This is a genomic window from Vibrio sinaloensis, assembly GCF_023195835.1.
GTDB classification, from domain to species: domain Bacteria; phylum Pseudomonadota; class Gammaproteobacteria; order Enterobacterales; family Vibrionaceae; genus Vibrio; species Vibrio sinaloensis_C.
This window is the reverse complement of sequence record NZ_CP096199.1, coordinates 860,787-883,070: the sequence shown is the minus strand read 5'-3', so window position 1 is coordinate 883,070 and position 22,284 is coordinate 860,787. Positions and strand designations below refer to the sequence as shown.

The 22,284-nt window shown below is 47.1% G+C and carries 21 protein-coding genes and 2 tRNA genes; 13 read left to right on the top strand and 10 right to left on the bottom strand.

Annotated features, from left to right (window positions below; genetic code table 11):
- Nucleotides 1–98: 98 nt before the first annotated feature.
- Together MTO69_RS04270 and MTO69_RS04265 are read left to right on the top strand one after the other, a co-directional pair.
- Entirely contained in the window at nucleotides 99–737 is a 639-nt protein-coding gene (locus MTO69_RS04270; protein WP_248331415.1) for a YchE family NAAT transporter, read from the top strand.
- A gap of 49 nt (nucleotides 738–786) precedes the next feature.
- A complete protein-coding gene (locus tag MTO69_RS04265) occupies nucleotides 787–1,629 on the top strand; it encodes an ion transporter (RefSeq protein ID WP_248331413.1) in 843 nt (280 codons plus the stop codon).
- Between the two features lie 9 nt (nucleotides 1,630–1,638).
- Here MTO69_RS04265 and MTO69_RS04260 read toward each other — a convergent pair whose 3' ends face one another.
- Both MTO69_RS04260 and asd read right to left on the bottom strand, forming a co-directional pair.
- Entirely contained in the window at nucleotides 1,639–2,049 is a 411-nt protein-coding gene (locus MTO69_RS04260; protein WP_248331411.1) for a hypothetical protein, read from the bottom strand.
- A gap of 83 nt (nucleotides 2,050–2,132) precedes the next feature.
- The gene (gene asd / locus MTO69_RS04255; protein ID WP_248331409.1) at nucleotides 2,133–3,248 is read right to left on the bottom strand and encodes an aspartate-semialdehyde dehydrogenase; all 1,116 of its coding nucleotides are present in this window, start codon (nucleotides 3,246–3,248) and stop codon (nucleotides 2,133–2,135) included.
- Nucleotides 3,249–3,678: 430 nt separating this feature from the next.
- Between asd and nhaC the strand changes: the two genes are divergently transcribed.
- Complete coding sequence (gene nhaC, locus MTO69_RS04250; protein ID WP_248331407.1) at nucleotides 3,679–5,115, top strand: Na+/H+ antiporter NhaC; 1,437 nt, start codon at nucleotides 3,679–3,681, stop codon at nucleotides 5,113–5,115.
- 34 nt (nucleotides 5,116–5,149) lie between these two features.
- On the opposite strand, the gene MTO69_RS04245 is transcribed toward nhaC, so the two are convergent.
- Nucleotides 5,150–6,367 (bottom strand): Hpt domain-containing protein, encoded by a 1,218-nt coding sequence (locus MTO69_RS04245; protein ID WP_248331405.1) that lies wholly within the window; start codon nucleotides 6,365–6,367, stop codon nucleotides 5,150–5,152.
- 105 nt (nucleotides 6,368–6,472) lie between these two features.
- A complete protein-coding gene (gene yejK, locus MTO69_RS04240; protein WP_248331403.1) occupies nucleotides 6,473–7,474 on the bottom strand; it encodes a nucleoid-associated protein YejK in 1,002 nt (333 codons plus the stop codon).
- An 84-nt stretch (nucleotides 7,475–7,558) separates the two neighbouring features.
- Here yejK and MTO69_RS04235 point away from each other — a divergent pair, with 84 nt between their 5' ends.
- The 5 genes from MTO69_RS04235 to MTO69_RS04215 all read left to right on the top strand — a co-directional run bounded on the left by MTO69_RS04235 (nucleotide 7,559) and on the right by MTO69_RS04215 (nucleotide 11,347).
- A complete protein-coding gene (locus MTO69_RS04235) occupies nucleotides 7,559–7,783 on the top strand; it encodes a YejL family protein (RefSeq protein WP_176288258.1) in 225 nt (74 codons plus the stop codon).
- Nucleotides 7,784–7,811: 28 nt separating this feature from the next.
- The gene (locus MTO69_RS04230) at nucleotides 7,812–9,617 is read left to right on the top strand and encodes a DUF3413 domain-containing protein (RefSeq protein ID WP_248331401.1); all 1,806 of its coding nucleotides are present in this window, start codon (nucleotides 7,812–7,814) and stop codon (nucleotides 9,615–9,617) included.
- A 54-nt stretch (nucleotides 9,618–9,671) separates the two neighbouring features.
- A tRNA-Pro gene (locus MTO69_RS04225) sits at nucleotides 9,672–9,748 on the top strand.
- 170 nt (nucleotides 9,749–9,918) lie between these two features.
- Nucleotides 9,919–10,009: transfer RNA gene (locus MTO69_RS04220), tRNA-Ser, on the top strand.
- A gap of 204 nt (nucleotides 10,010–10,213) precedes the next feature.
- On the top strand, nucleotides 10,214–11,347 hold the full coding sequence (locus tag MTO69_RS04215) for a GGDEF domain-containing protein (protein WP_248331399.1): 1,134 nt from the start codon (nucleotides 10,214–10,216) through the stop codon (nucleotides 11,345–11,347).
- A 6-nt stretch (nucleotides 11,348–11,353) separates the two neighbouring features.
- On the opposite strand, the gene MTO69_RS04210 is transcribed toward MTO69_RS04215, so the two are convergent.
- Nucleotides 11,354–11,836: an NUDIX domain-containing protein gene (locus MTO69_RS04210; protein ID WP_248331397.1), complete on the bottom strand. Its 483-nt coding sequence runs from the start codon at nucleotides 11,834–11,836 to the stop codon at nucleotides 11,354–11,356.
- Between the two features lie 45 nt (nucleotides 11,837–11,881).
- Nucleotides 11,882–12,820 carry a histone deacetylase family protein gene (locus MTO69_RS04205; RefSeq protein WP_248331395.1) on the bottom strand — a complete coding sequence of 313 codons (939 nt, stop codon included), beginning with the start codon at nucleotides 12,818–12,820 and terminating at the stop codon, nucleotides 11,882–11,884.
- Nucleotides 12,821–13,019: 199 nt separating this feature from the next.
- Here MTO69_RS04205 and MTO69_RS04200 point away from each other — a divergent pair, with 199 nt between their 5' ends.
- Nucleotides 13,020–14,000, top strand: coding sequence for a DUF3080 domain-containing protein (locus MTO69_RS04200; protein ID WP_248331393.1), 981 nt, complete (start codon nucleotides 13,020–13,022; stop codon nucleotides 13,998–14,000).
- Here the strand turns inward: MTO69_RS04200 and MTO69_RS04195 are convergent.
- The gene (locus tag MTO69_RS04195; RefSeq protein ID WP_248331391.1) at nucleotides 13,997–15,952 is read right to left on the bottom strand and encodes a DNA topoisomerase III; all 1,956 of its coding nucleotides are present in this window, start codon (nucleotides 15,950–15,952) and stop codon (nucleotides 13,997–13,999) included. The two genes, MTO69_RS04200 and MTO69_RS04195, sit on opposite strands and share 4 nt — an antisense overlap.
- Nucleotides 15,953–16,040: 88 nt before the next feature.
- Nucleotides 16,041–16,373: a Grx4 family monothiol glutaredoxin gene (locus MTO69_RS04190; RefSeq protein WP_248331389.1), complete on the bottom strand. Its 333-nt coding sequence runs from the start codon at nucleotides 16,371–16,373 to the stop codon at nucleotides 16,041–16,043.
- Nucleotides 16,374–16,672: 299 nt separating this feature from the next.
- Here MTO69_RS04190 and sodB point away from each other — a divergent pair, with 299 nt between their 5' ends.
- The 3 genes from sodB to MTO69_RS04175 all read left to right on the top strand — a co-directional run bounded on the left by sodB (nucleotide 16,673) and on the right by MTO69_RS04175 (nucleotide 18,812).
- Complete coding sequence (sodB, locus tag MTO69_RS04185) at nucleotides 16,673–17,257, top strand: superoxide dismutase [Fe] (protein ID WP_248331387.1); 585 nt, start codon at nucleotides 16,673–16,675, stop codon at nucleotides 17,255–17,257.
- A 131-nt stretch (nucleotides 17,258–17,388) separates the two neighbouring features.
- Nucleotides 17,389–17,892, top strand: coding sequence for a VC2046/SO_2500 family protein (locus MTO69_RS04180; RefSeq protein WP_248331385.1), 504 nt, complete (start codon nucleotides 17,389–17,391; stop codon nucleotides 17,890–17,892).
- 257 nt (nucleotides 17,893–18,149) lie between these two features.
- Entirely contained in the window at nucleotides 18,150–18,812 is a 663-nt protein-coding gene (locus MTO69_RS04175; RefSeq protein ID WP_248331383.1) for an SDR family oxidoreductase, read from the top strand.
- Between the two features lie 23 nt (nucleotides 18,813–18,835).
- Here the strand turns inward: MTO69_RS04175 and MTO69_RS04170 are convergent, their stop codons facing one another.
- Nucleotides 18,836–19,288, bottom strand: a complete 453-nt coding sequence (locus tag MTO69_RS04170; RefSeq protein WP_248331381.1) for a low molecular weight protein-tyrosine-phosphatase — start codon at nucleotides 19,286–19,288, stop codon at nucleotides 18,836–18,838.
- Nucleotides 19,289–19,388: 100 nt separating this feature from the next.
- Here MTO69_RS04170 and cobO point away from each other — a divergent pair, with 100 nt between their 5' ends.
- The gene (gene cobO, locus MTO69_RS04165) at nucleotides 19,389–19,994 is read left to right on the top strand and encodes a cob(I)yrinic acid a,c-diamide adenosyltransferase (protein ID WP_248331379.1); all 606 of its coding nucleotides are present in this window, start codon (nucleotides 19,389–19,391) and stop codon (nucleotides 19,992–19,994) included.
- An 87-nt stretch (nucleotides 19,995–20,081) separates the two neighbouring features.
- On the opposite strand, the gene MTO69_RS04160 is transcribed toward cobO, so the two are convergent.
- On the bottom strand, nucleotides 20,082–22,238 hold the full coding sequence (locus tag MTO69_RS04160) for an AsmA family protein (RefSeq protein ID WP_248331377.1): 2,157 nt from the start codon (nucleotides 22,236–22,238) through the stop codon (nucleotides 20,082–20,084).
- Nucleotides 22,239–22,284 lie beyond the last annotated feature (46 nt).

The window sequence follows — 22,284 nt, the reverse complement described above, 5'->3', positions numbered from 1 at the left end:
TGTTTGAAGTTAGTTTTTTTCATTCGTGTGTTGCCATGATTTAGACTATATTTCGCCCATCACCTGTTCCCTATGTTCCCTTGTTGTGGATAACGCTAATGCAAACCTTTGAAATCGCAATTTTCTTGCAGTTTTTTCTCGGCTTAGTCGCTGCAGTCAACCCAGTCGGAATCATGCCGGTTTTTGTCTCTCTGACCGGTCACATGACGCAAGAAGAGAAGAATAAAACCGCGGTGACCGCCAATCTAGCGGTGGCCATCATTCTTGTGGTTTCCTTAATGGCTGGCCAAATGCTGCTGGATATGTTCAGTATTTCACTCGATTCGTTTCGCGTCGCTGGTGGTTTATTGCTACTGAGTATCGCGTTTTCGATGATGAGCGGTAAGCTTGGTGAAGACAAACAGAACAAGCAGGAAAAAACCGAATCCATTAGCCGCGAGCAGATTGGTGTGGTTCCCCTTGCGATGCCGCTAATGGCAGGGCCAGGTGCGATCAGTTCGACCATCGTTTACGGCTCACGTTATCCTGGCATGTTCGATACCATGGGCATCATCTTTACTATTGTTGTGTTTGCTTTGTGCACGTGGCTACTGTTTCGTTCAGCACCTTTGATCGTCCGTTTTCTCGGACAAACCGGCATCAACGTCATTACGCGTATTATGGGTTTGATCCTCGGTGCACTAGGGATTGAGTTTATTGCCAACGGTCTGCGCAACCTCTTTCCGGGGTTAGCCTAATCTGGAGATTAGAGTATGATAGAGTAACCAAAAACAAGCTTGCTCTATCATGCCTAGACACTCTTTAAAGCATCATCTATACATCATCATTTTTGGCACTCACACCAAAGCGGGTCGCGCTTTCGACATTGCGCTTATTGTTGCCATTGTTTCATCACTGATCGTGTTACTTTTAGAGTCTATTCCCTCTATTCGCTCTCACTTGGGAACCGAGCTGAGGTATATAGAATACAGCTTCACCGCTCTCTTTACCGTGGAATACCTGCTCAGGTTGTACTGCTCACCACGTCCAGTTGCCTACGCAAAGAGTTTTTATGGTGTGGTCGACCTACTCGCCATACTTCCTACCTATCTGGCGATCTTTTTTCCAGGTGCGTCGTTTATGGGGGTGATTCGGGCTTTAAGGATCATGCGCATTTTCCGAGTGCTAAAACTGGTTCGCTATTTACAAGATTCCAATCTACTGTTGCGCTCACTGCTGATGGCGAGACGCAAAATTTTTATTTTTTTTAGTACCGTAGCTATTTTGGTCACGATTTTTGGCGCACTCATTTATGTGATTGAAGGACCAAAGAATGGCTTTACCAGTATTCCTCAGAGTATTTACTGGGCCATCGTTACCATCACCACAGTGGGTTACGGTGATCTCGTCCCACAAACACCGCTTGGCAAGGGCGTGGCTGCGTTAACTATGCTGCTAGGTTACTCCATAATAGCGGTTCCCACCGGAATCATTACAACCGAACTCACCCAAGAGATGAACTCGCATAAAACCTTGGTCAAGTGCCCAAATTGTTCTAAATCTGGGCATGACCCCGATGCGATGCATTGTAAACATTGTGGAAGTGAGCTTGCGGATCCCGATAAACGCGTTGTGCCTGCCAACAAATAACAAACCGACTTAGTTGAAGAGATGAGGCTGTGAATCTAACCATTTCACCATTAACCAGCCTGCGCAAAGTGCACTAAACCAGCAAGCCAGAACTAGCCCACTAAACCCTGTGGTAATGACCAGTGCACTTGCGGCGACCATGCCTAAAACGTAAGTCACTCTAGAGACTCTGTATATGTCGGCTTTACCCACCCATGCCGCCGCACCTATGGTGGCCATCGCAGAGAGCCCGACACCGAATACCACAAAAGTGCGAGACACATTGCTCCACCAGCTAACGTGGCACTCACCGCCGCTGCCAAGTCCCTCTGGGCATATGAGTATCGCTGTCACTAGCAGCGCTTTTTCAACCAACACATGAGTCGCAAGCCATGCGAGCAAAGCGGCTAAGGCGGCAAATAGTATTCTTGAAGCGCTCATCCCTCTCCCAAAAAATCTAAAATAAAAAGACCCTACTAAAAATAGTAGGGCCCTTTTTTAAAGCTAGGCAAGTTTACTTCAGGTTATGCCTTTTCATTTAAGATAATGCGCAAGGTACGACGCAAAGGTTCAGCGGCACCCCAAAGTAGTTGGTCACCGACGGTGAATGCGTTTAGGAAGTCATCGCCCATTGCCATCTTGCGTAAACGACCAACCGGGATAGAGAGTGTCCCAGTGACTTTAGCCGGAGTGAGCTCTTGCGCTGTGATGTCTCGATCGTTTGGAATCACTTTCACCCAATCATTGTGTGTTGCGATCATCTCTTCGATCTCATCCATTGGCACGTTCTGCTTAAGCTTAATGGTTAAGGCCTGAGAGTGACAACGCATCGCTCCGATACGAACACAGGTACCATCAATTGGCACCGGTGCATCCTGGAAGCCTAAAATCTTGTTCGCTTCGACTCCCGCCTTCCACTCTTCTTTACTTTGACCATTTTCGCGCTTCACATCAATCCAAGGGATTAATGAACCCGCCAAAGGAACGCCAAATTTGTCGGTTGGGAACTGAGCTGAACGCATCGTATCAGCCACTTTCTTGTCGATATCCAAAATCGAACTTGATGGATTAGCCAGCTCGCTGCTGACTGAGTCATTAATCACACCCATCTGAGAAATCAGTTCACGCATATTTTGCGCACCGGCGCCTGAAGCAGCTTGATAGGTCATGGCACTCGTCCATTCCACCAGGCCTTTTTCAAACAGGCCACCCAGACCCATTAACATTAGGCTCACTGTACAGTTACCACCGACAAAGGTGTTCGTACCGGCGTGAATACCTTGCTGAATCTGAGCTAGGTTAACGGGATCTAGGGTGATGATTGAGTCTTGGGCCATACGCAGTGTCGACGCGGCATCGATCCAATATCCTTTCCAACCTGCCTGACGCAGTGCTGGGTAGACTTTTTCTGTGTAGCTGCCACCTTGACAGGTGATAACGGCATCGAGTTGCTTCAGGCTCTCAATATCAAACGCGTCTTGCAGTAGGCCCGCTTCTTTGCCCAAGTTTGGCGCTGGAATACCGACCTGAGATGTGCTGTAAAATACCGGTTCAATTAGGTCGAAATCTTTTTCTTCTACCATGCGCTGCATTAGGACCGACCCCACCATGCCACGCCAACCGACTAAACCTACTCTCATTCTCAACTCTCCATGTAATCATATTCAAAAGGGAATACGTCAATATTCATTGTTCGCAGTAAAATCTCAAGGAAAATCGTGTTAAATGGTTAATTTTTACACACGCAAGGGAGCTATCTTGTTTTAAAGCCACTTTTCGAACGTGATTCATTGCCAAGCAAAGAGCTCTCAACACTGAACCATAATAAAAACATGTGCTACAAATCATTCACACCCAGAAAACACTTTGCTTTGCTAAATTTAACCCTTAGAAAAACAATACGCCAATTTAAAAGAAAAAGTTAGACACAAAACAAAGTAAATGCAGTTTAATTCGAAATAATCCACTTATTAATATAGAGTGCGCACCATTCCTATAAAAAAGCTGTCCACACCTTTTTAACCCTTGGTTTATTCGTGTGCGTTCATAACTATCATTAGAGGCCCCCTTATGACACAACAATCCCCGCGCCTGCCAAGCTTATTGCAGGTGGTTGTCTCACTTGGATTATTTCTGCTGCTGGCATTTTCTTTCACCGCAAAGCTTAATCTCCCAATTCAACTGGCCCTATACATTGGCTGGTTCATTATCATGCTACTTGGCATCCATTTGGGTCACCAATACAAGCAGCTAGAGAAGGCTGCGCTCAACGGCATTTCTAACGGTCTAGGGGCGGTATTGATTCTGCTTGCCGTTGGGGCCTTAGTGGGTACTTGGATATCTGGCGGTATCGTTCCAACCATTATTTACTATGGACTTAACGCCATTCACCCCTCCATTTTCCTGCTGGCGACGATGATCATCTGTTCACTGACTGCCTTAGCCACAGGGACTTCTTGGGGAGCGGCGGGTACCGCTGGCATTGCCATGATGGGGATCGGTCAAGGATTAGGTGTACCCGCTCCTATCACTGCTGGCGCGGTTCTATCTGGTTGTTACTTTGGCGACAAACTGTCGCCGCTTTCCGACTCCGTCATTTTGGCCTCTTCGATGTCAAATGTTGAAGTAATGGAACACATCAAAGGCATGCTGCCGATAGCGTTAATCAGCTACATAATCACGGGCATTATGTTTACCGCGTTTGGATTTCACTACGCTGGCAACGTCGATATGTCGCAAGTGCAGTCAGTGATTCAGGCGATGGAACAACAGTTCTACATTACGCCTTACTCATTTGTTCCTGTGATTATTGTCCTCGGCCTACTTGCGATGCGCATGCCTTCGTTCCCTGTTATCAGCTTTGGCTCGTTACTCGGCATTATCTGGGCAGTAATGATACAAGATGTCGACTTCCTGCAAGCATTCAACACGGCTTGGGCGCCATTTGAGATTGAGTCAGGCGTGAGCTTTATCGATTCGATTTTGAATCGTGGCGGCATGTCATCGATGCTCGGCTCAGTGGCGGTGATTGTCTTTGGTCTTGGCTTTGGTGGGCTTTTGGATAAGGTAGGACTGCTCGAAACGATTGCAAAGCTGTTTGAGCGTCGCGTACAGAGCGCGGGCTCGTTGGCAACGAGCACCATAGGTACCGCATTTATGGGTAACGTATTTGGTTCGGCGATGTATGTTTCGCTGATCCTCACGCCCAAAATATGTGCGAAAAACTACGACCGCTTGGGCTACCAACGTAAAAACTTATCGCGCAATGCTGAGTTCGGCGGCACCTTAACATCGGGCATGGTCCCTTGGAGCGACAACGGCATCTATATGGCTAGTATCCTCGGTGTTGCCACGCTCTCCTACGCGCCATTTATGTGGCTAAGCTTTATATGCATCATAGTGACTATCGTGACCTCATATATGGGTTGGTTCGTCGATAAATGTGAACCTAGCGCGCCGTCATGCCAACCAGAGCCTCAAGCACAACTCGCTAAACAATCTGCTTAATTAGAAAGCGCCTCAAACGAGGCGCCTTTTTAACCTATTGCTGTCGCTGTAAAAACTCCGCAGCCTGAACGATGGCTCGATCGAGCCGTAACTTCAGCTCGTTCATGGTGTCTGCTGTGGGCGTCTGGCCCGATTTTATCGCCGCTTCAACTTGGCTCGCACTATCACGCAGTTTCATCGCACCGAGATTGCCGCCCACACCTTTTAAACTGTGTGCTTTGCGCTGAGCCTCCTGAGGCTGCTGCGCTTGGAGCAGTTGTATTATGTTGTCAGCATCGCCAGTGTGATCTTCAATAAACACCTCTAACAACATACAGACAGACTCCAAATCGCCACTTAGAGATTCAAGCATCCTATCGAAATCGATCTCCATCTCCACTTTTGCTTCTGCCATGACACTGCTCTCCACTTGTTGTTGTTTTGGTTCAGGCTGACTGTCCTTTAGGTTATCCTCAGATGCATCGCTAACTTGGCTTGCTGGCGCTTTTGAACGGCTGAACACCATCATCAGTCCAGCCAACAAACAGAGCGCCAGTAGGCTTACTGCCACGCCCATGAGTACATAGCTTGTCAATAGTTGGTTGAACTGAACACGCATGGTATTAATTTGCGTGTGCACATCGTGATTAAGCAGTTTTTGCAGGATGTACTGGGCTTGCGCATAGCTGCTCAGCACTCGCGACACCTGAGCCAACACCGACTGTAAATCATCCGCTTGGTGCGATGGTAGTGTTTCGCTCTGGACAAAAATTTCATCCAATTCTCGGTAAATATCTGGGCTGGAATCACTATCGCTAAAAATGGCATCGAGTATGTTAGTCGACAAACGTAGATATAGTGCCGAAACCTCACTGTCAAACCGGTATTTTGCTCTCATCGCGCGCATGTTTTCGACCAGCGTCAGCAGTTGCAAGTTATTGTCTAGATAGATTTGGGTTTGTTCGATGAAGCGATCGGTGGTGAAGAACAGTTGTTGCGGAGCTGGGACAAACCAATGATTTTGGTAGTGGGTTTCAATTTGCAACCGTAGCGCGTAGACCAACTGCAAATCAAGGGATTGCTCATCAGCTCGTTGAACGCGCGAGGCCGTGTCGAGCGAAAAAACCTCGCTCACCCCTTGTAGCGCACTGCCAAGTTCATAGATGTGTTCTTTGGTTGTAAATGTGGCGCGGTAGCTATTACCGATCAAGACTACGCTCACCAGCCACAGCAGCACTATTGCTGCACCGAGTTTGAGTGTTTTGCCACCCATGCTGTTCCCTATCTACAAAGTCCCTGTAATACAAGCATATACATTGTGGCTGATAAGTGGAGGACTAACTGCACAAATGTTGCGGTTAGTCCTCGGTCGAGATGATTATTTGTTGCGAGTCAGTTGATCACGCAAGTTAGGTGGGGTTCCTTTAATGGTGAGAGTGTCGGTTTCTGGATCGTAAAAAACTCGTTCACCCATTAGCAAACTATCAAAACTGATGTTAAGACCGCCACCTGCGCCAACATATTTAGTCAGTTTGCGCACAGTAGTTCGATCGGCAGGAAAACTCTCTTCGAGCTGGTAGCCTTGCTCTTGCGTGTAATCAAGAAAACTGGTGCCATCTTGAGACGGTGGTAGTTCACCCGACAGTTCACGAACCTGTACTTCGTCGCCACTTTTAATTTGCTCATTGCAGTAGTCAGCCACTTGCTTCTTGTAGCTGATCACTTCGTCTTTTTCGAGTTTCGAATCTGCACAAAAATCTTCGACCGCCTGCATTAAAACTTGGTTTTGCACTTTCGCATCCAGACCGACTTCTGCTTGAAGAAAGTCGAGGAAAAAGTCGGCCACTTTACGCCCAACTCGACCCTTAATGTAGGCCAAATAGCGGTTGGACTCTTTATCTGTCTCGTAACTGGTCAAGTCAATGCGCGCCGCAATATCCATTTTACTCAAATCCAGATAATCGGTCGCACTGATATCTAAGCCCTCTGTGACTTTGAGGCTTTGATTGGAAGGAATAATGGCAACAAAAAGATAATCAGTCGCAAGCGATTGATACTCGGCAATCACCAAAATGCCTTCGTCGGCAAAGGGGTATTTCGCCAACTCATTTTTGAGGCGATTGGCGCTTAACTGGGAAAAATCGTAAAAACTTTGATTTCCTTGACGTAGATCTTGCAACCACTGCTGGAACTCGCTGTCAGACTTAAAGCAACCAAAGCCTTTGCCCGCTTTTGAGTTAAAGACACGATGAAGCTCTGCAACTAGGTTTTCAGTAGACGTGTCGTTGGCCAATGATTCAGCACGAAAGTTAACAATCAGCTCATCTGCGTCGTTTTTTTGTAATTGATGAAGGATAACGTTAGATAGATGGAGGCTCATGATGAAATTTATCGCTGCGTAGGTTTCAGTTGCGAGGCATTGTAGGTTATCATAAGCCGCTTTACTATCATCATTAGAGTCTTTATGCCGATTACATCTAAATACAGCGACGCAAAAGTAGAACAGATCCTAGCTGAAGTAGCCGCAGTACTTGAAAAACATTCAGTTGGTCCAGATCTTGCGTTAATGATCGCAGGCAATATCGCTACCAATGTCTTAAATCAAGACGTTGCTGCTTCACAACGTAAAGCAATTGCTGAAAAATTCGCACAGGCACTTGTATCTTCAGTTGAAGATAAAAAACACTAAGAATAATAACGGATAATAGAACACATACATGGTCGATAACGGAAACACATACGGCGAACGCGTGTCGCGTTTAGTAGGATGGGGCCATTGGTTTGCCTTCTTCAACATCATCGCGGCAATGCTAATCGGAACCCGTTATATTACTCAGTCACCATGGCCTGAGACGCTACTTGGTCAATTCTATTTAGCCGTTTCCTGGGTGGGGCACTTTGGCTTTCTGGTTTTCGCTCTCTATCTACTGGTTCTATTTCCTCTGACCTTTATCATACCGTCACGCAAGTTATTTCGACTGGTGGCGGTCTGCTTCGCAACGGTCGGTCTGACCGTGTTATTGATCGACACTCAAGCTTATCAAACCGTGAATTTGCACCTCACCCCTGTTGTTTGGGAAGTGCTTTTTAGTGATGAAAGCTCGACTATTAGCGCCGATCTTCAGCATCTGTTCATTGTGCTACCTCTGATCTTCCTGATTCAACTGGCTCTATCTGAATGGGTGTGGCGAAAACTGCGTAAACTGTCGCACAAGCATGTAGGTCGTCCGATTGCGGCACTGTTCTTTGTTAGCTTTATTGCCAGCCATTTGATTTACGTATGGGCAGACGCTTATTTCTACAACCCGATTACTGCACAGCGAGCTAACTTCCCGCTTTCTTATCCAATGACCGCCAAATCGTTTATGGAACGTCATGGTCTGCTTGACCGTGAGGAGTACCTGCAACGTCTACAAGAAAGCAAAGACAATGTTGAACTGGTTCGTTATCCACTTGAGAAAATCGAGTTTAATCGCCGTGCCAACCCGCTCAACATTGTAGTGGTTAGCGTGAACAATTTACGTAGCGACGTAATGACTCAAGAGTTCATGCCCGCGACGTACCAATTTGCGACAGACAATCAAAACTTCACCAATCATTACAGCTCTAGTAACGACTCTTTCGGCATTTTCGGGCTATTTTACGGTCTACCGAGCAGTTACGCATCGAGTATTAAAACCCAAGGTTCCAAACCGATTCTTGTCGACACGCTGATCGATAAAAACTATCAGTTTGGTCTCTTTAGTGGTGACAACTTTGATGAGCCTTTGTATGGCGAGACGGTATTTCGCGGCATGAACTTTACCGGTATTGCCTTCAATGATACCGCGTCGACCGATTCACAGGCCATTGAAGCTTGGTCACAGTGGGCTGCACAACAAGGTGACAAGCCATGGTTTAGCTACATTGAGTTAACCACCGTCGACAACTTTAGCGCTTACACCAGCAGCAATGAGCATCAATCTGCCGAGCAAAAACTCAAAGCGGGCTACCTTAAGTCTGTCGCAACGGCTGACGAAGAAGTCGGGTTAGTGTTGCAACAAGTCCAACAGCTGGGCTTGGAAGATAATACCGTGGTGATTATCACTTCGAATCACGCCACTGAGTTTAACGAAACGGGCAGCAACAGCTGGGGCTCTAATTCCAACTACAGCTCTTACCAGCTCAAAGTGCCTATGGTTATTCAATGGCCAGGAAAAGTGGCAGGCGTCTACCAACATCGAACCAGTCACCTCGATCTATCGGTTACCCTGCTGCAGGACTTGCTCGGAGTGTCATCCAATCCTTCAGACTTCAGCAGCGGACGCAATCTGTTTGATGAGCGAGACCGCCGCTGGATACTAGCGGGCGACTCGCGCGAACTGGCGCTAATCACTACCAAAAACACCACCGTGATTGATAAGTTTGGTAACTACAAGTTGTACGATGCCAACTATCAACGCCTCAAGGATGAAAACCCGACTTTACCTGTGTTAATGCAAGGTCTTACTGAACTGCAGCGTTTTTACGCTAAAAGTAACTAAATCATAATGTTAGGGGATTGACCCCAAGCGTATTTATGTTTAAATTACGCATATCGGACTGTAGCGCAGCTTGGTAGCGCACCGTCATGGGGTGTCGGGGGTCGCTGGTTCAAATCCAGTCAGTCCGACCATTACACCTAGAAAGAGAGAGCTTCGGCTCTCTTTTTTGCTATGTACATCGAGCAAAGCTTTGATAACTGGTCTTTGTTAGCGTTTTTTGGCTTAAATGCTCATAAATAAAGCAAACAGTAATCGTAGGGGTTTACAAGCCTAAGTAAGCCTTATATTATTCAGACCATACGGAGAGATGGCTGAGTGGTTGAAAGCACCGGTCTTGAAAACCGGCATACGTTAATAGCGTATCTAGGGTTCAAATCCCTATCTCTCCGCCACATTCAAAGATTAAACCGCTGTTTTTACAGCGGTTTTTTCGTTTTATTCGCCTAAGATTATTCTGTTCAGTTCTCACCCTCACTTTCACCACAAAAGTTGACAGCGCAAACAAAAACGCATCTTTGTTAGGCGTGTCTGCTACCAATATTTGAATCCATATCTCATAATTGATATCAATATAAATAACTAGACAGAGCATCCGTTTGTATAAACAAAAGCGTCTTGAATTCGAACTCTACTCGAACGCCAGTGGTACTTTGTACTCTCACTCTCTGTTCGGGCTTATCGCCGTTATTCTTATCTGGCCATATCAAGATTCATGGTTACTGTTAACTTGGTTAGGGTGTCTGTGGAGTAATATCACCATTCGAGGACTGTTTGTTTGGCGTTGGTTGCGCGCCACTAAAGCAGAACGCAATCCACCTCGCATGGCGCTCATGTCGAAGCTGACTTCATTAGTCAATGGGATCATTTGGCCCATCTACCTTCTGTTTCTTGACTTGGCGCTTTACCCCGTTGAATCCATGGTCGTCGTTATCGCCATCATAGGTCTTGCTGCCGGTTCCGCATTCTATGCTAGCTTTATGCTGTCAGCTTTTTATATTTCAACCACTGCCTACCTGCTCAGTCTGATGGTCTTTTTTGCGCTACAAAACCAAGTCTATGGTTATTTGGCAGCAATCGGATTGGCAACGACTTGGTTAATGCTTCGGTCACACGCCAAACATTCACATGATGTTTACCAAAAGTACCTGAGCAACGATGAAAGAAACCGTGAACTAGTGGCTCGCCTTGAAAAACTCAGCCTGACAGACCAAGTCACGCAACTCAACAATCGACATTTCTATGAAAAGATTTCGGAAAAGATTTGGTTGCAACATGCCAGACATCAACAACCTATTTCGTTCTTAATGGTGGACCTCGATAACTTTAAACGCATCAATGATGTTTACGGCCACCGAGTGGGCGATGAACTGCTCAATCAAGTCGCACAAACTCTCAGACAAAACACCCGTCGGACCGACTATCTGTTTCGCTGGGGAGGCGATGAGTTTTTAGTCATTCTTCCTTGCACTGATAGCGAGGAATCACTGCTGATTGCTGAAAATATAAAGACTGCACTCGAACACTGTTGCCATTCTGTCAATACTTCTGACATCACTGTCACCGCCAGTTTAGGCGCTTACAGCAGCTTACCGGAACTTGGCGGAACGATTGATGCGGCAATAGACTTCGCGGACTTAGCGTTGCTTCAAGCCAAAAATTCCGGCCGCAATACCATCACAAGCTACCAATCAACCAATCCAACACCTGTGAGCAGTGGGCACACTCAATAATTAAGGCTATAGCTGGTTAATGTCTTCTCGAATACCTTGGACATAACTGCCAAGGTGATTGGAAAACTGGCCAGCTTCAATCAAATCCAGCAGTTTCCCTTTGAGCTCTTTGGGGTAAATGCGCATATCTTCGAGCAGCGGAATGGGCACCCAGTCAAGCGCTTGAATATAGTTTTCATCATTGAGGCCAACTAGGTTACTGAGATGAGGAACGCCTTGATAGTCATCGATAAGATAGAAAAACTCGGCGTTATAACGATCTAAATGGGTTTCATAGAACTCGCGCACACAGATCAGCTCTCCCACCTCAACAATCAGACCCGCTTCTTCTCTAAACTCCCGAATCAAGCATTGCTTAGTGCTTTTATCTTCTGCTTCTAGGCCGCCACCGGGCGGGATCCAGTACTCTCCGCTGAAGTCTTTGACTCGTAGTAACAACATGGCTCCGTCTCGAATTAGCACCCCGGCAGCGCGAATACGGTGTTGCATAATTTATTCCTCAATTGATACCAAACAGCGTAAACATCTAATCAGCTATTTATCCCTTTGGGTATAACCATGTACGTCAAAAGCCGCCTCAAGCAACTGCATGTGAATGGGAACCAATTGGTGATGTTCGTTGCGATAACCGCCACCAACCACACAAGCGATGGGTAACTGCTTCTGTTTCGCCAACGAGAACATAAATCGATCTCGTTGGAATATCGCCTCGCTCGTCACATTGAAGTAACCCAACTCGTCTTGTTGATGAATGTCGACGCCCGCATCATAAAGAATAATATCTGGCTGATGCACATTTACCGCCATAGTGACAACGTCTGTAAACGCCGACAAGAACTCCTCATCGCCGGTTTCACGCGGCAAAGCGACATCCAGATCAGAGTCTGGCTTGCGCGCTGGAAAGTTCTTATCGCAATGAAATGATAAGGTTACAATCTGGTCCACATCATTACATAGTGTAGCTGTCCCATCTCCATGATGCACATCGCTATCGACAATAAGCACCTTGTCGACCTCGGGATGCTGCAATGCTCGTTTTGCCGCGAGGACCAAATCGTTAAACAGACAGAAGCCACTACCAAAATCATAATGAGCGTGGTGATAACCACCACTTAGGTGGATAGCCACGTCACTCTCCAACGCTTGGGCAACCGTCTGACAAGTGCCACCTGCTGACTTTAGCGTGCGTTCTATCAGTTGCGGGCTCCACGGAAAACCAATTCTGCGCATCTTGGCTGCTGGCAACTGCCCGCTGACCAGCGCCTCGACATAGTGGCGACAATGGGTTTGCGCCACCTCTTGTACCGAAAGTGACTGCGGAGAGAGAGTCTTAAACAGCTCTCGCCAAGCCGCATCGTCAGCTCGTCGCTGCTCAATGGCTTGAAACAACAAACGATACTTATTGATCGGATAACGATGTCCCTCAGGCAGAGGCAATTGTGAGTATATGGGATCGTAGACGAGTGGAATCATAATGCACGTAATCGAGAACTCAGAGCACAAATAGTATCACAGTGATGGTAGAAATCATGATTCCAGCGGGATAAGGTTAACCTCTCTACTAGCATCACCATGCTTGGCGTTTTAATTTCAGTCACTAACCCTGGTGAGCGATTGGAGCCTTTGTTACGTACTAATCAAGCGAACTATAAACCAATGCAGTGAGGGATAAATGCTTGTGAGACGGCCCATTTTTCTGATTATTGTCTCAGTCTGGGGACTGATAGGCTGTCAACCGAACAATCCAGGCTCGATGTTTGACGACTACCTAACCAGAGTCGCTCGAGTGCAAGATGCGCCTATCGTTGACGCGGAGGCGAAAGATGACTTCGCCCTTCCCCGCAAGCGTGAGCTCTACATCGAAATACCAAGCTTATCCATCGGCCTATTAGACAGTTATCAACTGCGACAGTGTGGACTGTTCAATCTTATTGCGGAGAGAAACTCGGTATTGGGCAAGGTCGCTGATGAGTTTCACAACTACGACTACCAGCGCCAGATACTCACTGGACTATCCCGTTGCCTGGCGCATGATGATATTGAACAAACGCTTAAGCTTACCTTGGCCGACATCGCCCAACAAAAACGCAGCCAACTAACACTGCATCAGTGGAACCTCACCTACACCAGCGCAGCCATGCAAAATCAGCTCAAGGGTTCACAATGGCTAACAGGCGATCTTGGCCAAAGTGTTACTGAAGTGAATCAAGCGCTTAAACAACTGAACTCAGCCTTCACCGGTAGCGATCAGACGGTTATTCAAGCTCAAGAAATATTGGACAAACAGCCCATCCTCGGTCGACTCAACTACTCTTTGGTACATGCCACTTGGCATTTAGATCAAGTCACACGCCAACTGTACGCGCACGACCCACAAATCCTATGTGAAAAGAATCGCGATAAAACTAAGTTTAACTATTTGAACAATGTGTTTGAGCAGCAGTATGTTGCCAAGGTGCAACCTTACATGGCGCAACTTGATGGCTATTACCAAACGTTATCGGGGAACTTGCCTCTATTTGAGCCAAAGCCAAACATTCACCACTATGTCTATCCGTTAGCGCGACATCACCGTGAGTTTCGCCAAGCCACTCGTCGCCACGTAGAGTATTGGCAGCAGTTGTTTAAACGTTGTGGGCGTAAAGTCGGTTAACCGCGCTTAGCCGTTGACTTATTCGACGCTTTTTTACGATAGCCTCCTTTCTTGCGCTTGAAAGCCGGACGCTCAACTTTAGGTAAATGGCGTAATGATTCAGGCACCGCCCCATGTCGAACTTGGTTCATCAAGCCATCAATCCTTTGCACTAGTGCCTGCATGAACGGCTGATAAGCTTGGTTGCGTTCCGCCATGCCCTGCAACTGATGCTCCCAGTTGGCCGTCATGTCCGGATAAGTTGACTCAGAAGGTAACGCATGAATAAGCCCTCGCCCTGCGGCAGAGCTGAGTATCGATTTGCCTTGCCGCACCAACAACTGACGTTTAAACAAGGTATCCAAAATACCGGCTCGAGTCGCTTCAGTGCCCAGTCCATCGGTCTCTTTGAGAATTTTTTTGAGCTGTTTGTCTTCGACAAAACGGGCAATCCCTGTCATCGCTTGCAGTAGAGTGGCTTCAGTAAAGTGCTTAGGTGGCTCCGTTTTTCGGTCTTTAATCTCACCTTCACGGCAGGTTAGTACTTGCCCTTCTGATAACGGTGGGACGGCATCTACCGCTGCATCCTCATCATCCGCTTTACCCATCAACACTTTCCAACCCGCCGAAACAAGCTGTCGCCCCTTAGCGATAAAGGTACCACCAGCGATATCGAACACCAGTTTTGCCTCTGCATAGACCGCCGCTGGGTAGAATTGCATCAAATACTGACGCGCGATCTGCTGATAGATCTTCATCTCATTGCCAGACAGCGCGTTCACTGCGGCCTTTTTCGGCGTAGGGATAATGGCATGGTGTGCATCGACCTTTTTGTCATTCCACCCTTTCGATTTTAGCGACAGTGAAGCTCCTTGTACCGCCGGCAGCAATTCCTTGGCATTATTCCCGACAGCGTCACACACACTTTGTGCTTGTGCGTAGTGCTCCATCGGTAAATAGCGGCAATCTGAACGTGGGTAAGTGATCAGTTTGTGTTTTTCGTACAAAGATTGGCAGGTATCGAGAACCTGTTGAGCGCTCATCCCAAAACGCTTGGCGGCATCAATTTGTAACGCTGACAGCGAGTAAGGCAGGGGCGCAGATTGCTTGGTTTGCTTTTGCTCTGATTCGGTTACCTTAGCGGGCTGATTAGTGATTCGATTTGCGACATTCTCAACCAACTTTCGATTCAGTACCCGCCCCTCTTCATCCTGCCAAGGCTGACAAGCTTCGCTAGGCTTCCAGCGCGCTCGGATATCAAACTGCCCAAACTCGCCTTGATATGGAATTAGAGCATCAAGAGTAAAATAGTCGCGCGCAACAAAATTTTCGATCTCTTCATCACGGCGCACAACTAAACCCAGTACCGGTGTTTGCACTCGCCCGACCGATAAAACACCTTGATAGCCCGCCTGCTGACCAAGCAAGGTATACGCGCGCGACATGTTCATCCCATAGAGCCAATCGGCACGCGAGCGCGCCAACGCAGAGACAGAAAGAGGGATGAAATCGCGATTGCTGCGCATTTGACCTAAGGCACGTTTTACCGCAGGTAAGTTAAGGTCACTGATCAAAAGTCGTTGCGCCGCCTCTTTTTTAGCTTTGCTGACTTTGCAGTAATCGAGCACTTCATCAACCAGCAACTGTCCTTCGCGGTCTGGATCGCCTGCATGGATGATATGCTGACTCTCTTTAAGTAACTTGCGCACCACACTCAGCTGTTTACTCGCTGACTTCCTTGGCCTAAGTTGCCACTGCTCAGGCACAATCGGCAAATCCGCTAAATGCCACTTTTTATAGCGCTCATCGTAAGCATCAGGCTCGACTTGCTCGAGCAGGTGGCCTATGCACCAGGTCACCACATCACCATTGCCACAACGGATAAAGCCTTGTTCATTTTTCTTAGGTCCAGGCAGTGCAGCGGCAATCGCTCGGCCTAGGCTGGGTTTTTCGGCGATAAAGAGACGAGACATAAAGTAAAAACAGTCAGATACAATAAGGGCCACATTATCGAATGTGGCCCTTACAAATCAAGAAAAACTGTAAATATAAACAGTATTGTTACTCTTCAGAAGCTGAACGCTCGGCCGCTTCTTTGATCAAAGGCTGAAGTTCACCTTTTTGGAACATCTCGATGATGATGTCACAACCACCAATCAATTCACCTTCAACCCAAAGCTGTGGGAAGGTTGGCCACTGTGCGTAAGCAGGTAGCTCAGCACGGATATCTGGGTTTTGCAGAATATCAACGTAAGCGAACTTTTCACCACAAGCCATCAACGCCTGCGCTGCTTGAGAAGAGAAACCGCAGCTTGGAAGTTTTGGTGAGCCTTTCATGTAAAGAAGGATCGTGTTCTCTGCGATTTGTTGTTTAATTTTGTCGATCGTTTCCATTGCTTCCTCTTAATGGAGTTTTTGCAAATTTGTGGACATTCTAAACCATTAGCACAGAATAAAAAGCCTAATATCTGTATGGTTATGGCGGCTTAGACAGTTTTGAGATCAATCACCACTGACTAATAAAGAAATTTCATATAGAAATTTACCACCGACGCTTTTAATAAAGTAAAAACTTGCTAAACTATAGCGCAAGTCAGCAAATCATTCATAGCAAAACGATTTGCCTATGAAGAATAAATACACTGGAAGCAATCGAAAGAGAATCCTCTTTCATACAAATGGAGAATCGAGCAATGGCATTTGAACTACCAGCTCTTCCTTACGCGAAAGACGCACTAGAACCACATATCTCAGCAGAAACTCTAGATTTCCACCACGGTAAGCACCACAACACTTACGTTGTTAAGCTAAACGGTCTTATTCCTGGTACTGAGTTTGAAGGTAAGTCTCTAGAAGAGATCATCAAAACTTCAACTGGCGGTGTGTTCAACAACGCAGCTCAAATCTGGAACCACACTTTCTACTGGCACTGTCTAGCGCCAAACGCAGGTGGTGAACCAACAGGTGCAGTTGCAGACGCGATTAACGCCGCTTTCGGTTCTTTTGAAGAGTTCAAAGCAAAATTCACCGATGCAGCAATCAACAACTTCGGTTCATCTTGGACTTGGCTAGTTAAGAAAGCAGACGGCTCACTAGAGATTGTAAACACTTCTAACGCTGCAACGCCTCTAACAGAAGAAGGCACTACACCACTTCTTACTGTTGACCTATGGGAACACGCTTACTACATCGATTACCGTAACGTTCGTCCAGACTACATGAACGGTTTCTGGGCGCTAGTTAACTGGGACTTCGTTGCAGAAAATCTAGCAAAATAATTCTTCCCTAGGATTTAGTATTTAGTCGATTAAAAAGCCAGCATTCGCTGGCTTTTTTACTGCTTGTCATGCTGAATTTTCTAAAGTTTTTTCTTGCTGAGTCGTTATAAAGGCATCACAAGAGAGGCATCATGCAAATTCATACTTTAGACAAAGCAGCAATTATTAACGAACTTCAGTTCGGTGTTGGTATCAACCATGCCGTTCATGAAGGTCGCCGTGCTGATTTTGCGCTAATTTTATCGATGTTCTCCGGTGATGTGCGCGACAACACGCCGCTAGAAAAGATCGATGAAGTCGATACCAGTGAGCAAGCGCTGCGAAAACGGTTTGAATTACAAGCCCCCCAACAACTTCGCTCGGATCAAAGTTCCTATCAATACTCTGCGCAACAAGCTGATCTGTTTCACAGTGCCGGCTTACCGAGCGCGAAGCTAAGCCATTACCTCACTCCCGACGCATTGGCTTACTTACCCGAAGAGACCTACGACCTCCCTGAAGAGGTGTATCATAACTTATCTGGTCATCAACGTAGGCGGCTTGAAGAGCAGGAGCCGAAACAAATGATGCCGATTGACCTGTATAACCAACTAGTCAAAGCACAACGAACTTTTCAGCTTCAGGCGCAGGCTTGATTAAGCTAAAAACAACGCAAAACGATCACTGCAACGCAGCAAAAAACTGCAAAGGATCGTTGCGATCACAATTCATTCGTCTCATTTGTTGAACAAAGAAAACATATTCGATCGAGAGTGTGAATGATGCCATAAATTCGCACATTAACTGAGTAGCAGACAAGGTTATTTGACCTTATTCACAACTAAGCCACAGTTAATCTACCATGCTATGTAAGCGCAATCGTGCGCAAACATTGCTTATGGGGGATAAGCCAATGGACATAAAAAACGCTGTAATATTAGTTACTTCCGCAAGTTCGCAAATTGGAAGCACGCTTGCCTATCACTTCGCCTCACTCGGTGCGACTGTGATATTGTGTGACAAAAGAACTCAGCAGCTAACCCAAGCTTATCAACAGTGCCGCGAGATTTCTGATCAGGTGTTTCAGTTTGCTATTGATGACCACTCTCTGGATTCAATCCAAGATTTGTTTACGTTCATTGATCAACAAGTGCAGCGTTCCCCCGACGTTTTGATCAATGCGTTAACCGCTGAGGCCATGCCGCATATTTTCGATCAGAGTGCGAGCGATCTGTTCACCCAGCGATTATCACTGATGGCGACCACCCTGTTTAGTTTTGGTCAAGCGACCGCAGAAAGAATGCGTCAAGAGAAGAAGAATGGCGTTATTGTCAATGTGATTGCTCACGCTGACTATCAGGATCTATCAGGGTTTGATAACGCCACTTCTATGGTTGCGGGCTTTACCCAAAGCTGGGCTAAACAACTGACCCCATTTAATATCCGAGTTGGCGGTGTGGTCCCTGCGGTTGAGCATGACGATTCTCACTGGGCAGAGATACAAGACGAATTGATCCGCAATGCCGAATACATAGTTTCAAACGACTACTTTAGTGGTCGGGTGATGGCGGCCTAATAGGCCACCAATCGAGTGCACAACTAAAGTGAATCGAGCAAGTTATCTGACGCTTGCTCGACTAAATCGAGCACCAACTCAAATCCTTGCTCACCACCATAGTAAGGATCGGGAATCTCGTCGTAATCTGCGTCGGCATAGCTCAAGAACAGTTTTACTTTATGCTGCAAATGACTTGGACACTGCGCCAGCAGATCCGCTAAGTTGTCTCGGTCTGCCGCTAGAATGAAATCAAAATGGTCAAAGTCGTCGACCATCACTTTTCGCGCGCGAATTCCTTTAAACGAGTAACCTCGATTTTCGCCCGCCTCCTTGGCACGAGGATCGGGCGGATTGCCTTGGTGGTAACCAATCGTTCCAGCAGAATCAACCTCGATGTCTATGCCTCTCTGCTTCGCCTTGGCTCTGAGGACCGCCTCGCCGGTCGGTGAACGACAAATATTGCCCATGCACACCACTAACACTTTTGTTTTCATACTTCTCCCTAGCCCGAGTTTCCCTATAGAAGATAGGTATTTACCTGACAATGATTAGGCTATCATAGCCACAGTTTGATGAGATAAAAAAGGAATTCCCATGACGTCTGAAACCAATAAAGAAGCGCGTCACAAAGCTCGGCAGCAAAAAGTAAAAGAACAAGTGGATGCGCGCGTCGCAGCGGCCCAAGAAGAAAAAGGGCTGTTGTTAGTCATCACCGGCAATGGTAAGGGCAAATCAACCTCTGGGTTTGGTACCATTGCACGTGCAGTTGGTCATGGGCTCAACTGCGCCGTCGCACAGTTCATTAAAGGGACCTGGGACAATGGTGAGCGCAACCTTTTGGAAAAACTTGGGGTTGAGTTCCAAGTGATGGCCACTGGTTTTACTTGGGATACCCAAGACAAAAAAGCCGACACTGAGGCAGCCCAAGTCGTATGGCAACAGTGTAAACGAATGCTTCAAGATGAGAACATCGATGTGGTGCTGTTTGATGAGCTTACCTACATGGTCAGCTATGGCTACATTGAACTAGAAGAAGTGGTAGATGCGTTAAACAATCGCCCCAAAATGCAGTCGGTTATCATCACTGGTCGCGGCGCACACCGCACGCTTATCGAAATGGCCGACACCGTCTCCGAAGTCAAAAATGTCAAACACGCTTTTGAGTCCGGGGTAAAAGCGCTTAAAGGGGTTGATTGGTAATCTCCGCTCTCGCCGAATAGAAAAAACGCGCTTCGAAACAGCGCGTTTTTATTTATTGGCAAACTACGAGTTTTCCTGTGTTGTCAATCAGTTAAACAAGCCTTTAATTAAGCTATTAACGGCTTCTTTGGTTTTCTCATCTTTAATCTTATCGCCCAACTTTTCATCGAGCTTTTTCAAGCCTCGGTCAATTTCTTTTGCCGCTTTCTGTTTGAGTACATCATCAAATATCAGCTTGAACTTAGGCTCAGACCAAGTGCCGGAAATATTGATGGGTATGGTCACATCTTTGAGCTCATCAATGTCTTTGCCACCTTGCCCTTCAAGCGAGCCCACCACCGACGTGCTAACAGTAAAGTCGACGGTTTGATCGAGGTAATTGGCCCCACCCTTACCACGAATGCGTAGCAGGGGTGATTGCATCGTGAGATCGTCAGTCGAGACATTGCCCTTATTCAGTTTCAACGTCGCCTTCAGCGCACTGAAATCGGTCTTCTGCACTTCGTTTGAGGCTTCTACTTTCTCACCCTTAATTTTGGCGTAGTTTTCTCGAATCAGTTGCGCTACGTTAATGCCATTCACCGCACCGTCGGCAAAGTTGACGACCATAGTACCCACAAGGTTCTTTTGGATTCCGGTTGGCGTCAGGCTGCTCCCTTGGATATCGACATCGATATTACCCGTGCCTTCTAACTTGTCGTTATTCGCCACATCGACTAACAGAGGTTGTACTTTCACCCCTTTGATTCGCTTGGTTGCTGTATACGTGGCAGGTGTTTTACGCGCGTCTAAGCGAGCGCTCGCGTCTATCGAGCCTTGATACAAGTCGGAGGTAAACGAGTTCAGTTCTGCAATGCCGCGGTTAACCGAGAAGCTGGCTTTTACGTTCTGCATTTTGGCATTGTTCGCCTTAAACTTGTCGAACGTCACGTCACCTTTCACATCAAGTGTCTTCAATGCAGAGAGATCAGGCTCAACTTCTTGAACCGGAGGCTTAGGTGACGTTTGCGACGGCTGCTGCTCAGTTTCACCGGCGCTGCTCGGCGGCGGAGTATCGCTGGTACTTGCTTGACCAAGCCCCAAGAACTCATCTAGGTCAATATTCGGGCTATGCAGTGCGAAGCGCACCTTTGGAATCTCAGCGAGTGTGACATCGGCTTTACCATCAAACTGCAAAGCGTTGGCTGTCAGCTTTTCCAACACAAAGCTTAAGTGGCTCTTGGTCAAATCAAACGACAGATCTGATGCCATATCGACTTTCATCGGCGACTGAGGAAGTGCATCGCCAATAAACTGTGCGTCTAACACCAACTGATTCATCAATACCTTGCTAATCGCCTTATCCACCACTAGTGAAGCCGAGCCTTTCATATCGATATCCAGCGCGGCAGCGTTTCCTACCACTGAGTAGGTCATCGCATTGGCTTTATCAAACTCAAAGGTCTCTAACGCCAATTGCGCACGTTCAATATGGGTCCCAGGCTGGTTGAAGCTGGCATCAAGGTTAATGTTACGCAGGCTAGACTCGGTCAATCCTTTCGCCAGTTTAAACTCGGCCTCACCCTTGGCGCTGAATACCTGTTGGTTGGTTTCACCTTTTGCCGCGAAGTTGGCTTGAGTCCAACGTTCAAGGGCAAACTCAGAGAGAGTTAAGGAGACATCATAAAGCTTGGTCGATGAGCCAGCTTGCTTATCGATAATGTCGACTGAGGCGTTGGATATGGTCACGCCCGCTAAGTTAATTGTCCAAGCAGAGCGGCTCTCCGCTGCCGCGCTAGGCTCGGCCTGTTGTGACGGTGCAGCAGCACTGGCGTCGGCTGACGCGTCACTAGACTGACCCTGCTGAGTTTGGGCTTGAGTTAAGGCATCAATGTTTTTGCGACCATCTTGAAGAGTTTCAAGTGTAAAAGACGCGCCATCTAGAGTTACGTTGCCAATCTCGAGTTGCTGGCTAAACAGCGGCATCACAGAGACATCAATCCCCACACTCTCGACCTTAAACAAGTTGACGGCATCGAAGCCTTGCGGGTTGCGCAGCGCCGTTTGCCCCAGTTCAAAACCAATCGACGGAAAGAACTGCCAACTAATGTCGCCGTCAATCACCAGCTCTAAACCAGTATGCGTTTTGGCTTGCTCGACAATAAGAGGCTTAAATTGGTTGGGGTTGACTAAAGTAACCAGTGCGATCAGCGCACCAAGGATAGCGACCACAGGGATGGCTATTATCAGGAACAGTTTTTTCATCAGCATTATCCTTGCTTGGTGAGGGGTGCTCGTTATCTCGAGTTCC

Excerpts from the sequence above, each read along its gene's own strand:
- MTO69_RS04270 (WP_248331415.1), top strand. The coding sequence starts at position 99 with ATGCAAACCTTTGAAATCGCAATTTTCTTGCAGTTTTTTCTCGGCTTA.
- MTO69_RS04265 (WP_248331413.1), top strand. The coding sequence starts at position 787 with ATGCCTAGACACTCTTTAAAGCATCATCTATACATCATCATTTTTGGC.
- MTO69_RS04260 (WP_248331411.1), bottom strand. The coding sequence starts at position 2,049 with ATGAGCGCTTCAAGAATACTATTTGCCGCCTTAGCCGCTTTGCTCGCA.
- asd (WP_248331409.1), bottom strand. The coding sequence starts at position 3,248 with ATGAGAGTAGGTTTAGTCGGTTGGCGTGGCATGGTGGGGTCGGTCCTA.
- nhaC (WP_248331407.1), top strand. The coding sequence starts at position 3,679 with ATGACACAACAATCCCCGCGCCTGCCAAGCTTATTGCAGGTGGTTGTC.
- MTO69_RS04245 (WP_248331405.1), bottom strand. The coding sequence starts at position 6,367 with ATGGGTGGCAAAACACTCAAACTCGGTGCAGCAATAGTGCTGCTGTGG.
- yejK (WP_248331403.1), bottom strand. The coding sequence starts at position 7,474 with ATGAGCCTCCATCTATCTAACGTTATCCTTCATCAATTACAAAAAAAC.
- MTO69_RS04235 (WP_176288258.1), top strand. The coding sequence starts at position 7,559 with ATGCCGATTACATCTAAATACAGCGACGCAAAAGTAGAACAGATCCTA.
- MTO69_RS04230 (WP_248331401.1), top strand. The coding sequence starts at position 7,812 with ATGGTCGATAACGGAAACACATACGGCGAACGCGTGTCGCGTTTAGTA.
- MTO69_RS04210 (WP_248331397.1), bottom strand. The coding sequence starts at position 11,836 with ATGCAACACCGTATTCGCGCTGCCGGGGTGCTAATTCGAGACGGAGCC.
- MTO69_RS04205 (WP_248331395.1), bottom strand. The coding sequence starts at position 12,820 with ATGATTCCACTCGTCTACGATCCCATATACTCACAATTGCCTCTGCCT.
- MTO69_RS04200 (WP_248331393.1), top strand. The coding sequence starts at position 13,020 with ATGCTTGTGAGACGGCCCATTTTTCTGATTATTGTCTCAGTCTGGGGA.
- MTO69_RS04195 (WP_248331391.1), bottom strand. The coding sequence starts at position 15,952 with ATGTCTCGTCTCTTTATCGCCGAAAAACCCAGCCTAGGCCGAGCGATT.
- MTO69_RS04190 (WP_248331389.1), bottom strand. The coding sequence starts at position 16,373 with ATGGAAACGATCGACAAAATTAAACAACAAATCGCAGAGAACACGATC.
- sodB (WP_248331387.1), top strand. The coding sequence starts at position 16,673 with ATGGCATTTGAACTACCAGCTCTTCCTTACGCGAAAGACGCACTAGAA.
- MTO69_RS04180 (WP_248331385.1), top strand. The coding sequence starts at position 17,389 with ATGCAAATTCATACTTTAGACAAAGCAGCAATTATTAACGAACTTCAG.
- MTO69_RS04175 (WP_248331383.1), top strand. The coding sequence starts at position 18,150 with ATGGACATAAAAAACGCTGTAATATTAGTTACTTCCGCAAGTTCGCAA.
- MTO69_RS04170 (WP_248331381.1), bottom strand. The coding sequence starts at position 19,288 with ATGAAAACAAAAGTGTTAGTGGTGTGCATGGGCAATATTTGTCGTTCA.
- cobO (WP_248331379.1), top strand. The coding sequence starts at position 19,389 with ATGACGTCTGAAACCAATAAAGAAGCGCGTCACAAAGCTCGGCAGCAA.
- MTO69_RS04160 (WP_248331377.1), bottom strand. The coding sequence starts at position 22,238 with ATGAAAAAACTGTTCCTGATAATAGCCATCCCTGTGGTCGCTATCCTT.